The sequence below is a fragment of the Cellulomonas sp. KRMCY2 genome (assembly GCF_000526515.1).
Classification (GTDB): Bacteria; Actinomycetota; Actinomycetes; order Actinomycetales; family Cellulomonadaceae; genus Actinotalea.
In genome coordinates this window covers 898011-910862 of sequence record NZ_JAGF01000001.1, presented here as the reverse complement: position 1 = coordinate 910862, position 12852 = coordinate 898011, and the positions used below count along the sequence as shown (strand labels likewise).

General features: G+C 71.8%; 12 protein-coding genes. 7 read left to right on the top strand and 5 right to left on the bottom strand.

What is annotated here, in order from left to right; genetic code table 11:
• The first annotated feature begins 77 nt into the window (after positions 1-77).
• The 5 genes from K415_RS0104430 to K415_RS0104410 are packed head-to-tail and all read left to right on the top strand — an operon-like array spanning position 78 to position 4264.
• Positions 78-755: a metalloregulator ArsR/SmtB family transcription factor gene (locus tag K415_RS0104430; protein WP_024285896.1), complete on the top strand. Its 678-nt coding sequence runs from the start codon at positions 78-80 to the stop codon at positions 753-755.
• A complete protein-coding gene (locus K415_RS0104425) occupies positions 752-1495 on the top strand; it encodes a PIG-L family deacetylase (protein ID WP_081784875.1) in 744 nt (247 codons plus the stop codon). Before K415_RS0104430 ends, K415_RS0104425 begins: the two co-directional genes overlap by 4 nt.
• On the top strand, positions 1492-1842 hold the full coding sequence (locus K415_RS0104420) for a DsrE/DsrF/TusD sulfur relay family protein (RefSeq protein WP_024285894.1): 351 nt from the start codon (positions 1492-1494) through the stop codon (positions 1840-1842). Before K415_RS0104425 ends, K415_RS0104420 begins: the two co-directional genes overlap by 4 nt.
• Positions 1842-2996 carry a cysteine desulfurase family protein gene (locus K415_RS0104415; protein WP_024285893.1) on the top strand — a complete coding sequence of 385 codons (1155 nt, stop codon included), beginning with the start codon at positions 1842-1844 and terminating at the stop codon, positions 2994-2996. The genes K415_RS0104420 and K415_RS0104415 overlap by 1 nt, the downstream gene beginning before the upstream one ends.
• A 2-nt stretch (positions 2997-2998) precedes the next feature.
• Positions 2999-4264 (top strand): MFS transporter, encoded by a 1266-nt coding sequence (locus tag K415_RS0104410; protein ID WP_024285892.1) that lies wholly within the window; start codon positions 2999-3001, stop codon positions 4262-4264.
• A gap of 66 nt (positions 4265-4330) precedes the next feature.
• Here K415_RS0104410 and K415_RS22495 read toward each other — a convergent pair whose 3' ends face one another.
• Entirely contained in the window at positions 4331-4834 is a 504-nt protein-coding gene (locus K415_RS22495; RefSeq protein ID WP_024285891.1) for a hypothetical protein, read from the bottom strand.
• A gap of 140 nt (positions 4835-4974) precedes the next feature.
• Between K415_RS22495 and K415_RS0104400 the strand changes: the two genes are divergently transcribed.
• Together K415_RS0104400 and K415_RS0104395 are read left to right on the top strand one after the other, a co-directional pair.
• The gene (locus K415_RS0104400) at positions 4975-5700 is read left to right on the top strand and encodes an AIM24 family protein (RefSeq protein WP_024285890.1); all 726 of its coding nucleotides are present in this window, start codon (positions 4975-4977) and stop codon (positions 5698-5700) included.
• A 140-nt stretch (positions 5701-5840) separates the two neighbouring features.
• Positions 5841-7124, top strand: coding sequence for a serpin family protein (locus K415_RS0104395; RefSeq protein ID WP_024285889.1), 1284 nt, complete (start codon positions 5841-5843; stop codon positions 7122-7124).
• A gap of 13 nt (positions 7125-7137) precedes the next feature.
• Here the strand turns inward: K415_RS0104395 and K415_RS0104390 are convergent, their stop codons facing one another.
• The 4 genes from K415_RS0104390 to K415_RS0104375 form a co-directional block, all read right to left on the bottom strand.
• Positions 7138-8838: an ABC transporter ATP-binding protein gene (locus K415_RS0104390; protein ID WP_024285888.1), complete on the bottom strand. Its 1701-nt coding sequence runs from the start codon at positions 8836-8838 to the stop codon at positions 7138-7140.
• Positions 8835-9794, bottom strand: a complete 960-nt coding sequence (locus K415_RS21395; RefSeq protein ID WP_034662013.1) for an ABC transporter permease — start codon at positions 9792-9794, stop codon at positions 8835-8837. Before K415_RS21395 ends, K415_RS0104390 begins: the two co-directional genes overlap by 4 nt.
• A gap of 136 nt (positions 9795-9930) precedes the next feature.
• Positions 9931-11031 carry an ABC transporter permease gene (locus K415_RS0104380; RefSeq protein ID WP_024285886.1) on the bottom strand — a complete coding sequence of 367 codons (1101 nt, stop codon included), beginning with the start codon at positions 11029-11031 and terminating at the stop codon, positions 9931-9933.
• A gap of 109 nt (positions 11032-11140) precedes the next feature.
• Positions 11141-12793 carry an ABC transporter substrate-binding protein gene (locus K415_RS0104375; protein WP_024285885.1) on the bottom strand — a complete coding sequence of 551 codons (1653 nt, stop codon included), beginning with the start codon at positions 12791-12793 and terminating at the stop codon, positions 11141-11143.
• Positions 12794-12852 lie beyond the last annotated feature (59 nt).

Sequence of the window (12852 nt, the reverse complement as noted above, 5' to 3'; positions counted from 1 at the left end):
TGTCCCCGCCCGTCCACCCGGACGGATCCTCCGGTATATTCAACGAATCGCTTGATCCATTGATCGGGAGGACACCCATGCGCGCCAGGGAGTTCAAGGACGCGGTGTACGAGCAGTTCGCCCGCGTCGCGTCGGCGTTCGCAAGCCCCAGGCGGCTCGAGGTGGTCGACCTGCTCGCGCAGGGTCCGCGGTCGGTCGAGTCGATCGCCCAGCAGACGTCGATGACGGTGGCGAACACCTCCCGGCACCTGCAGGTGCTCCGCAGTGCCGGGCTGGTCACGTCGTCGCGGGACGCCCGCCACGTGGTCTACCGGGTCGCGGATCCCACGGTCCTGGCCGGGTTCCGGGCGCTGCGCGAGGTGGCCGAGGTGCGGATCGCCGAGGTCCGCTACCTGGCAGAGGCGTTCTTCGGTGAGGTCGACGGGGTCGAGCCGCTCGACATCGCGCAGCTGCTCGAGCGGAGCGGTCAGGGCGACGTCGTCGTCGTCGTCGTCGACGTGCGCCCGCCGGAGGAGTTCGAGGCCGGCCACATCGCCGGGGCGCTGAGCGTCCCGCTGGCCGAGCTCTCCGGCCGGATCGCCGAGGTTCCCACCGGGTCGACAGTCGTGGCGTACTGCCGCGGGCCGTACTGCGTGCTCTCCGCCGAGGCGGTCCGGCAGCTGCGGGCGGCCGGGGTCCACGCGCTCCGGCTCGATGCGGGAATCGACGAGTGGCGCCGGGCCGGCCGCACCGTCGAGCTCGGTGCAGCATCATGAGCGGTCCGGCCCTGCCGCCCTGGCGTTCGGTGCTGGCGGTCGTCGCGCATCCCGACGACGAGTCGTTCGGGCTCGGCGCCGTGCTCAGCGCGTTCGTCGAGCAGGGCACAGCGGTCCGGGTGCTGTGCCTGACCCGCGGCGAGGCATCGACGCTGCACGGGGTCCCGGGCGACCTCGACGCCGTGCGGGAACGCGAGCTCGTCGACGCTGCGAAGGAGATCGGCCTCGTCGGCGTCCTCCTGCGCTCGTACCCCGACGGTGGGCTGGCGGCCGTGGCCCTCGACGCGCTCGCGGCCGAGGCCCGGGAGGCGGCCCGCGCGGCGGACGCGGACGGGATCGTGGCCTTCGACTCGACCGGGGTGACCGGTCACCAGGATCACGTGCGGGCCACCGAGGCCGCACTCGCAGCCGCGGCCGTCCTGGACCTGCCCGTCCTGGGCTGGACCCTCCCGCGCACCGTCGCAGACACGCTCAACGTCGAGCTCGGGTCATCCTTCGCCGGCCACGACGACGACGCGATCGACCTGGTCGTCCCGGTCGACCGCACCCGGCAGCTGCGCGCCGTGACCTGTCACGCGAGCCAGGCGGTGCCCGGCAGCGTGCTCTGGCGACGCCTCGACCTCCTGGCCGGTCGCGAGCACCTGCGCTGGTTGACCACCCCGTCCGCACCCGCACCATCGACCGAACGGACCGGGGCTCCCGCCCCGGCAGCCACCTCGAAGGACTGGATCACGCCATGAACGTCCTGATGATCATCAACGGCCCCGCCTATGGCGCCGACGCCACCTACAACGCCGTGCGGCTCGCGGCGGCGCTGGCCAAGCGCGACGAGGTCACGATGCAGGTGTTCCTCATGGGCGACGGCGTGACAGTCGCCATCCGGAACCAGAAGACCCCGGACGGCTACTACCGGCTCGACCGCATGCTCTCCGCCGTCCCGCGCAACGGTGGTCAGGTCCTGTGCTGCGGGACCTGCATGGACGCGCGGGGAGTCAGCCAGGAGCTGCTCGTCGAGGACGCCCATCGCTCCACGATGGAGGAGCTCGCCACGCTCACCCTCGCGGCCGACAAGGTCCTGGTGTTCTGATGGGTGACGACGTCGTCTATCTCGACCACAACGCGACGACACCGGTCCTGCCTGAGGTGCTCGAGGCGATGCTGCCGTACCTGACCCGGCACTTCGGCAACCCCTCGAGCGGTCACGCACTCGGTCGACAGGCGGCCGACGCCGTCGCGCAGGCTCGCGCGCAGGTCGCCGAGCTCCTCGGTGCCCGGCCGGACGAGGTCGTCTTCACCTCCGGCGGCACCGAGGCCAACAACCTCGCCATCCGCGGGGCAGCCGCGGCCGCCGACCCCGTGCGGCGCCGGATCGTGACCTCCGCTGTCGAGCATCCCGCCACGGTGCAGCCCGTGGAGCAGCTGCGCGCCGAGGGCTGGCACGTCACGACCGTCCCGGTCACGGCGACCGGTCACATCGCCGCCGCCGACCTCGTCGCCGCGATCGGGCCTGACGTCGCCCTGGCCACCGTCATGCTCGGGCAGAACGAGACCGGGGCTCTGATGCCGGTGGCCGAGATGGCCGCCGCGGCCCGGGCGGTCGGCGCCGTCGCGCACACCGATGCCGCGCAGGCGTTCGGGAAGGTCCCGATCGACGTCGGTGCGCTCGGCGTCGACCTGCTCTCGATCGCCGGCCACAAGTGCTACGCCCCGAAGGGTGTCGGCGCGCTGTACGTCCGTCGGGGCACCGCCGTGCGGCCCGTCCTGCGCGGGGCGTCCCAGGAGCACGGGTTGCGGCCCGGTACCGAGAACGTCGCGAGCATCGTCGGGCTGGGCGCCGCGAGCGCCCTGCTGGGTCGCGACCTGGTGAGCGAGGGCGAGCGGGTCGCCGGCCTGCGTGAGCTGCTGTGGGCGACGTTGTCCGGGCTCGTGCCCGGCCTCGTGCGCCTCACCCCGGTCGAACGCATCGTGCCGAACACCCTGCTCGTCTCGCTCCCCGGCGCCGCCGGGTGGGACGTCCTGGCCGGCTGCCCCACCGTTGCGGCTGCGACCGGATCGGCCTGCCACACGGGGCAGGGGTCGGGATCCGGGGCCGTCCTGGCCATGGGTGTCGACCCGCGCACCGCGAGCGGCGCGGTCCGGCTGTCCCTGGGGCGGCACACGACCGCCGACCACGTCGCGCGAGCCGCGGCGGCGCTCGGTACGGCGTTCCGGGCCGCGGCGATCCGGGCTGCGGCGATCTGACGATGCGCGTCGGCCGCCCACCCGTTCTCGGCCTGCGTGCGAACGTCGCGCAGTTCAGCCTGCTCGTCGCGGTCAACGCTTTGGTCGGCGGGATGCTGGGCCAGGAACGGACGGTGCTCCCGCTGCTCGCCGAGGCCGAGTTCGGGCTGCGCGCCTACACGGCGACCCTGACGTACATCCTCGCCTTCGGCCTGGCCAAGGCCGTGACCAACTACCTCGCCGGGACCTGGTCCGACCGGTACGGCCGCAAGCCGGTGCTGATCGTCGGGTGGCTCGTCGCGGTGCCGGTGCCGCTGCTGCTGATCTGGGCGCCGACCTGGACCTGGATCGTGGTCGCCAACGTGCTCCTCGGCGTGAGCCAGGGCCTGACCTGGTCCACCACCGTGATCATGAAGATCGATCTTGTCGGCCCGGCCCGGCGGGGTACCGCGATGGGAATGAACGAGGCGGCCGGGTACGTCGCCGTGGCCGCTACGGCGCTCGCCACCGGCTACCTCGCCGAGGCGTACGGGCTCCGGCCGGCCCCGTTCTTCCTGGGCATCGCCTTCGCCGGGCTCGGGCTCGGCCTGTCGACCCTCGTGGTCCGTGAGACCCGCGGTCACGCCCACCTCGAGGCAACGACCCACGTCGCCCGGGACGACGGACGCCATGACCACCTGCACGACGCGCTGACCGACCGGCAGGTGTTCGTCCAGACCAGCTTCCGCGAGCCCGCGCTGTCCTCGGCGAGCCAGGCCGGGCTGGTCAACAACCTCAACGACGGCCTCGCCTGGGGCCTCTTCCCGGTGCTCTTCGCGGCGGCCGGGCTCTCGATCGCGCGCATCGGCATGCTTGCCGCGCTGTATCCGGCGGTCTGGGGCGTCGGGCAGCTGCTCACGGGGGCGCTGTCGGACCGGTGGGGCCGCAAGTGGTTCATCGCCGCCGGCATGTGGGTGCAGGCCGTCGGTCTGGCGCTGGTCGCGGTCAGCGACAGCTTCGGGTGGTGGGCGGTGGCGGCGGCCCTGCTCGGTGCCGGGACCGCGATGGTCTACCCGACCCTGCTGGCGGCCGTCGGCGACGTCGCCCACCCGGCCTGGCGCGCCCGGTCGGTCGGCGTCTACCGGCTCTGGCGGGACGGCGGGTTCGCCGTCGGCGCACTGCTCGCCGGTGTCGTCGCCGACCTCCTGGGAGTCCGCGCCGCGGTGTGGACGGTCGCAGTGCTCACGGCGGTCTCCGGGCTGGTCGTCGCCGTCCGGATGTACGAGACCCACCGGCGTCCGGTGGCCTGATCGACGTCCGGGCGTGGCTCGCACCGGCGACGGGGGCCGCCGGTCAGCCGGCCCGGGCGCTCGTGATCAGCGATCGCCGCTGTCGTCCGTCGTCATCCAGGACGGCGGCGGGGGCGCGGCGACCGGAGCGGCCGGGGGTGCCTGCGGCACAGGTGCCGGAGCCTGCGGTGGCTCGGGGCTCGGCGGTCCGCCGGCGCCGAACGGCGGCGGTGGCGTCGTGCCGGCCATCCCGGGGGGTGGTGGCGTCGTGCCGGCCATCCCTGGTGGCGGCGGGACGGCGCCGGCCATCCCCGGTGCGGGCGGTGGTGCGGTGTGCAGGGCGAACGAGCGGATCGCACCGCTCGAGTCCAGCTCCTGGAGGTTCGTCATGACGCGCGCGCGGTCAGCGGGGTCTGCCGGGCGTCCGCTCGCCTCGAGGTAGGTCAGGACCCCGAGGTCGTGGAAGTACCTGTCCACGTCACCGGCCCCGGCCGGCTTCGGACCACCGGTCAGGCCCGAGCTGCCCAGCGCCGTGTCTGCCTTCGCCGCCAGATCGCTCGCGGCGGCCTTTGCCTTGTCCAGGAATCCCATGTCAGCTCCTCCACCGGGCCTGCGGAGTTCATCTGGCCCACTCACGCGAAAGCCTACGCACGGCCCGCCCGTCTCGTTAGAGTTTCAGCGAGCCCGGCCGACGGACCAGGACGACGACGACGTACGAGGGGACGAGAGTCATGGCCATCCACGGATCGCTCTTCACCGACTTCCGCGAGAACGCTTCCCAGGATCCGTTCTCGCTGCAGAACAAGAAGCTCCTGAAGATCCAGATGGGCTATGGCCCGGTGTGGGCCAAGACCGGCTCGATGGTTGCGTACCAGGGCGACGTCCGCTTCGAGAACAAGGGCTCCGGCGGCCTGGACAAGTTCCTCAAGTCCAAGCTCACGGGCGAGGGCGTCGACATGATGCAGTGCGTGGGGCAGGGCGAGCTCTTCGTCGCCGACCAGGCCTCCGAGATCCAGGTCATGTACCTGGAGAACGACGCGATCTCGGTCAACGGCAACAACGTGCTCGCCTTCTCGTCCTCGATCGAGTGGGACATCCACCGCGTGCAGGCCCGCGGCAGCATGATGGCCGGTGGCTTGTTCAACGTCGCCATGCGCGGCACCGGATATGTCGCGGTCACGACGGTGGGCGAGCCGGTGGCCCTGGACGTCGCGAGCGCACCGACCTTCGCCGACGCCCAGGCTGTCGTCCTGTGGACCGCGGGCGTGAGCATGGACATCCGGGTCGACACCGGGGGACTGAAGTCGATGATCCGTGGCGGGACCGGTGAGCTTCTCCAGATGGCCTTCGGCGGGCAGGGCTACGTGCTCGTGCAGCCGAGCGAGTCCGTGGTCTCGGGCGGGCACCAGGCGACCCAGAGCAAGAGCGGCGGGCTCGGCAGCCTCCTGGGCGGCTGAGCCGGCCCGACCGACCCACCGACGGCGAGCCACCGGCCGCGGTGCAAGCCTGCGGCGCGCCCGGACACATGCGGAGCAGGTGGCCGCACGGCCGTGGTCATCGTGTGGGACGGCAATCGTGTGGGACGGCAGAGGGTGACATGGTCCAGGTCCGTGGGTGTCCGGCAGGGTCGCTGCGGATCGCAGCCACCTCGCTGCGGATCGCGGCCACCGCGCTCGCGGTCGCCGCTCTTGCCGCCTGCGGCGGTGCAGGCGGCGCCGCTGACACGATCGTGCACCGCGGGCAGGTCCAGCCTGTCCAGGCCGGCTCGTTGACCACTGCCGACGTCGCGGCCGCCCAGACCGCGTTCGGTCTGGACCTGCTGCACGCCGTGTGCGGGCAGCAGCCCGGCGAGAACCTGCTGCTGTCCCCGACGTCCGCAGCGGAGGCGCTCGGCCTCCTCTACCCCGCTGCCGGCGGGCAGACGGCGACGGACGTCCGACAGGTGCTGCACCTGCCCGCGTGGTCACCCGACCTGGTGGCGGCGATCCGCGAGCACACCGACGCGCTCGCCGGCCTCGGGTACGACGGCGACCTCGAGGCCGACGACGCCCCGGACAGCCTCCGGGTCAGCAACCGGATCTGGACCCTGACCGGCCTCGAGCCGGAGCAGCAGTACCTGGACGACGTCGCGACGGCGTTCGATGCGCAGGTGCAGTCCCTGGACTTCGCCGGTGACCCCAGCGGGGCGACGGACACGATCAACGAGTCGGTGAGCGACGACACCGCCGGGATCATCGAGCGGCTGTTCGACGACGCGTTGCCGGACAGCACCGTCGTCGTGCTGACCAACGCGCTGGACCTGAAGGCCAGGTGGCTCCGTCCGTTCACCGACACCCGGCCCGCGGACTTCGCGGCGCCCGGCGGTGCGGTGACAGTGCAGCTGATGAGCGGTGGGTCCGGTGCCGGTCGCACGGCGGGCGGGTGGGTGGCCGTCGAGCTGCCCTACCGGGACGGCACGCTGACGGCCGTCGCGATGCTCCCGCCGTCGGGCACCGATCCGTGCACCGTCGACGGGGCAACCCTCGCAGCGCTCGACGACGCCTCGACGACCGAGGTGGACGGCGCCCTGCCGCAGCTGAAGATCGAGCAGACGCACCAGTTGTTGTCGCTGCTGACGGGTCTCGGCCTACCGGCCATCGGTGACTACTCGGCGTTGGGCGGGGACGGGCTGGAGATCTCCCAGGTCGTGCAGAAGACGTTCCTCGCGGTCGACGAGGACGGCACCGAGGCCGCTGCGGCGACCGGTGTCGGGGTCGGCGTGACCGCACTTCCGGCGGCCCGCGACCTCGTCGTCTTCGACCGGCCGTTCCTGCTGCTCCTGACCGACACCGCGACGCGCTCGCCGCTGTTCCTCGGGGTCGTGAACGACCCGTCCGCGTGAGGCCCGGCCGTCGTCAGTGGGCCGTCGCCTCGTCTGCCGCCCGCAGCCGGTTCCACTCCGCCCGGCGCAGGGCCTGCTCGTCGGGGTCGGGGACCGGCAGCGAGGCGAGCAGCCGCTGGGTGTACGGGTCCTTCGGCGCGCCCAGCACCTGCGCACCGGTGCCCTCCTCGACGAGCCGGCCGCGGTAGAGCACCGCGATCCGGTCGGCGAGCATGTCGACGACGGCGAGGTCGTGGCTGATGAACAGCGCGGCGAAGCCGAGCTCACGCTGCAGCTCGTCGAACAGGTCGAGCACCTTGGCCTGCACCGAGACGTCCAGGGCCGACGTCGGCTCGTCGGCGATCAGCAGTTCGGGGTCGAGGGCGAGCGCCCGGGCGAGGCTCGCGCGCTGGCGCTGGCCGCCGCTGAGCTCGTGCGGGAACCGGTCGCCGAAGGCCCGCGGCAGCTGGACGGCCTCGAGCAGGTCGTCGACCCGCCCGCGGGCGTCGTGCCAGCTCGGTGCCCGACCGTGCACGACGAGCGGCTCGGCGACGCACTGGGCGATCGTCAGGAGCGGGTTGAAGCTCGTGGCCGGGTCCTGGAACACGAAGCCGATGCGGCTGCGCACCGGACGGAAGGCGCGCTCGTGCCGGCCGTTCATCTCGACACCCAGCACCCGCAGCGAACCGCCGCTGACCCGGGTCAGGCCGGCGATCGCCCGCCCGATCGTCGTCTTGCCGCTCCCGCTCTCGCCGACCAGGCCGAGGACCTCGCCCGGACGGATCACCAGGTCGACGCCGTCGACCGCCGTGAAGTCGGGCTTGCGGAACCGGCCCGGGTAGACGACGCGCAGGTCACGGGCCTCCACGACGGGAGTCTTCTCGGCCCAGCCCGGTGCCCGCCGCTCGGCCCGCTCCTGGGCACGGGCGAGGCCGACGCCGAGCCGGGGGACGGCGGCGAGCAGCTCCTTGGTGTAGGCCTCGTGCGGCGCGTTGAACAGCGTCCGCACGTCGGCCTGCTCGACGATCCTGCCCTCGTACATCACCGCGACGCGGTCGGCGAGGTCGGCCACGATGCCCATGTTGTGCGTGATGAGCACGACGGCGGTGCCGAACTCGTCACGGCAGCGGCGCAGCAGGTCGAGGATCTCGGCCTGGACGGTGACGTCGAGCGCCGTCGTCGGCTCGTCCGCGACGATCACCCCCGGGTCGAGCACGAGGGCCTGTGCGATGACGATCCGCTGCTTCTGCCCGCCGGAGAACTGGTGCGGGTAGTGGTGGACGCGCGCCTCCGGGTCGGGGATGCCGACCCGGCGCAGCACGTCGACCGCCTTGGCCAGCGCCTCGGCCCGGGTGTACCTGCCGTGCGCCCGCAGGCCCTCGGCGATCTGCCACCCGACGGGGAAGACCGGGTTCAGCGCGGTGGACGGCTCCTGGAAGACCATCGCCGCGTCCCGGCCGCGCACCGCCCGCAGCTGCGCGCCGGAGAGCTGGATGACGTCGCCGTCGGTCGTGCCGTCCTTGCTCGTGAGCACGACGGCGCCCCGCGCGGTCGCGGTCTCGGGCAGCAGGCCGAGGATCGTCTTGGCGGTGACGGTCTTGCCGCTGCCGCTCTCGCCGACGATCGCGAGCACCTCACCGGCGTGGACCGACAGGCTCACACCGTCGACGGCGGTGACCCGCCCCTGGTCGGTGGCGAAGGCGACCTGCAGGTCGCGGATGTCGACGACTGTCATCGGGCCCCTCCCGTGGGGTCGGGCTCTTCGAGTCCGCCGAACCCCGCAGGTCCGGCGCTGATCGGGCCGCCCGGCACGACCGGCACCTCGCCGACCTCGAGCGGCTCGTTGGCGACCGCACGGCGGCTGCGCAGACGCGGGTCGGCGAGGTCGTTCAGGCTCTCGCCGACGAGCGTGAGGCCGAGCACGACCAGGACGATGGCCAGGCCCGGGAACATCGAGGTCCACCAGATGCCGCTGGTCACGTCCGACAGCGCCTTGTTCAGGTCGTAGCCCCACTCGGCGGCCGCGGTCGGCTCGATGCCGAACCCGAGGAAGCCGAGGCCGGCGAGCGTGAGGATGGCCTCGGAGGCGTTCAGCGTCAGGATCAGCGGCAGCGTGCGGGTCGCGTTGCGCAGCACGTGCTGGACCATGATCCGCATGTGCCCCGCGCCGATCACCCGCGCGGACTCGACGAACGCCTCGTTCTTGATCCGGACGACCTCGGCGCGCACCACCCGGAAGTACTGCGGGATGAAGATCACGGTGATCGAGATCGCCGCCGCGAGGATGCCGCCGTACAGGCTCGACTGGCCGCCGCTGATGACGATCGCCATGACGATCGCGAGCAGCAGGGACGGGAACGCGTAGACCGCGTCGGCGATCACGATGAGCACCCGGTCCAGCCAGCCGCCGAAGTAGCCGGAGACCAGGCCGAGCAGCACGCCGGCGACGATCGACAGCGCGACCGCGACGACGATCACCAGCAGCGCGGTGCGCGAGCCCCAGATCACCCGGGAGAGCACGTCGTAGCCGCCGACGGTCGTGCCGAGCAGGTGCCCGGCCGACGGTGGGAGCTGGGCCCCGAACGGCCCGTCGGCGTTGCGCAGCTGGCCGAAGCCGTACGGCGCGAGCAGCGGGGCGAGCAGGGCTGTCAGGAGGAAGATCCCGCTCAGCACGAGGCCGGCGACGAGCATGCCGCGCTGCAGGCCGATGCTCTGGCGCAGCTGACGCACGACGGGCAGGCGCTGCCAGCGCGGGGGGCGCGGCGCGGGCGGGGGAGTCGGCTCCGGCACCGCGGGGGCGCCGGCGGGGATCGTGGCGTCGGTCATGTCAATACCTCACCCTCGGGTCGATCAGCGCGGCGAGGATGTCGACGACGAAGTTCGTCACGGCGACGATCACGGCGAGCATCGCGACCAGACCCTGCACGGCCACGAAGTCCCGGGCCTGCAGGTACTCGGCGAGCTGGAAGCCGAGCCCCTTCCACTCGAAGGTCGACTCGGTCAGCACCGCGCCGCCGAGCAGCACCGCGATCTGCATGCCCATGACCGTGATGATCGGGATGAGCGCGGGGCGGTACGCGTGCTTGCGCAGCAGGCGGGACTCGGAGACCCCCCGCGAGCGGGCGGCCTCGATGTAGCCCGTGCCGAGGGTCCCGATGACGTTCGTGCGCACCAGCCGCAGGAAGATCCCGCCGGTGAGCAGGCCGAGAGCCAGGGCCGGCAGGACGGCGTGCTGCAGCACGTCGGAGATGATCTCGCCGTTCCCGCTGCGCAGGGCGTCGATGAGGTAGATGCCGGTCGGGTTGTCGAGGCCCTGCATCTGGATCTCGGTCCCGGTCGAGGCGCGCCCGGCGACCGGCAGCCAGCCGAGCCAACGGGAGAACACGAGCTTGAACAGCAGGCCGGAGAAGAAGACGGGGGTCGCGTAGCAGAGGATCGCGAAGATCCGCAGGACGGCGTCCGGGGCCTTGTCGCGGTAGTAGGCAGCGACCTGGCCGAGCGGGATGCCGACGACGAAGGCGACCACCAGGGCGTAGAAGGCGAGCTCGACGGTCGCCGCGCCGTAGGTCGTCAGGACCTCGGTGACCAGCCGGTGGTCGCTGAGGGTCGTGCCGAAGTCGCCGTGCAGGATGCCGCCCAGGTACTCCAGGTACTGCACGTGCAGCGGCCGGTCGTAGCCGGCCTCCGCGATCCGCTCGGCGAGCTGGTCAGGTGTGAGACGGCCGCCCAGCGCCGCGGTGATCGGGTCGCCGGTCGTGCGCATGAGGGCGAAGACGGTGGTCACCAGGATGAAGATCGTCGGGAAGATGAGCATGAACCGGATCAGGATGTAGCGACCGAGACCGCCTCCGGTGCGCCGTCGTCGCGCGGGTGCGGGGTCGGGTGCGGTGTCCGGCACGGTATCGGTGAGGTCCGTCGTGGTGGTCATGTCTCTCCGTCGTGGCTGCGGTCAGGCCTGGTGACCTGCCCGCGCGCGGGGGCTCCCGGTGGTCCGCCTCGAGCGGGCGGACCACCGGGAGCCTGCGGTTCCGTTCGGGTCAGCCCTTGGACAGGGCGCCGTAGCGGAACTTGAAGGACGCGTCGAGCGTGTCCTCGGCCCCCGAGACGTCCGGTCCGACGACGGCCACCTGGGCACCCTGCAGGAACGGCACCGTCGACAGGTCAGCGGCGACACCTGCCTGGATGTCCTCGATCAGCCCGGTCCGCTCTGCGGCGTCGGGCGTGCTCGCCTGCTGCAGGATCATGTCGTTGACCGCCGGGTTGTCGTAGTGGTTCGCCAGGAAGTTCTCCTTGAGGAAGAACGGCGTCAGGTAGTTGTCGGCGTCGGAGTAGTCCGGGAACCAGCCGAGCTGGTAGGCCGGGTAGACGTCCGAGCTGCGGTCCTTGGAGTACTGGACCCACTCGGTGGTCTGCAGGTTGACCGAGAACAGGCCGGTCGACTCGAGCTGATCCTTGATCAGCGCGTACTCGTCGCCTGAGGACGGACCGTAGTGGTCGTTCGAGTACTGCAGGCTCAGCTCGACCGGTGTGGTGACACCGGCATCCGCCAGCCGACCCGCGGCCTTGTCGGCGTCCGGCCCACCGGTGCCGTCGCCGTAGAGGTCCTTGAGGACCTCGGTCGCGCCGGTCAGGCCCGCCGGGACGTAGGAGTACAGCGGCGTGAAGGTGCCCTTGTAGACCTGCTCGGCGATCTCGTCGCGGTCGATCAGGTCGGCGACGGCCTGGCGGACGGCCAGCGCCTTGGCCGGGTCGGCCTCGGCGGTCCCGGCTCCGTAGGGCTGGGTGTCGAAGTTGAAGACGATGTACCGGATCTCGCCGCCGGGACCGTCGACGACCTTGACGCCGTCGTCGGACCGCAGGTCCTCGATGTCGGTCGCGGACAGGCTCCGGAACGCGACGTCGATGTTCGCCTCCTGGATGTCCAGCTTGAGGTTGGAGGACTCCGCGTAGTACTTGACGTTGATCGTCTCGGTCTTCGGTGCGCCGAGCAGGCCCTGGTAGTCAGGGTTGGCCACGTACGACACGAGGTTGTTCATGTCGTAGTTCGTGATCACATACGGGCCGGCGAACGCGTTGCCCTCGACGATGTCGGCGTCCGGGGTCAGGGCGTCGGCCGAGAAGACGTCCTCGTCGACGATCGGGCCGGCCGGGCTGGACAGGATCTGCGGGAAGACCTGGTCGTTCTCCGACTTGAGGTGGAACACGACTGTCGTGTCGTCGACCGCCTCGGTGCTGTCGAGGTTGTACAGCAGCGACGACGGCCCGTTCGGGTCGGCGATCGCGAGCTGCCGGTCGAACGTGAACTTGACGTCCGAGGCGGTGAGCTCGTTGCCGTTCGCGAAGGTCAGCCCGTCCTTGAGGACGACCGTGTACTCGGTCGGCGCGGTGAACTCCGCCGACACGGCGATGTCCGGCTCGACGTCCGGGCTGCCGTACGGCGTGTTCAGCAGGAACGGGAAGACCTGGTTCATGACGGCGAACGAGCCGTTGTCGTAGGAGCCCGCGGGGTCGATCGTCGTGATCTTGTCGGTGGTCCCGATCGTCAGGGTCCCGCCGGTCGTGGTGTCGTCGGTGTCGCTGGTGCCTTCGCTGTCACCGCCCCCGGTGCAGGCGGTGAGAGCCAGTGCCGTGACTGCGATGCCGGCCGTGGCGATCAGCGTGCGGCGGCCGTACCTGGAGACGGATGTCATCCCCGAACCTCTTCCTCTGGTGCGCCTGCGGCCAGGGAGTCGTCGCCGCAGCCGCCTGT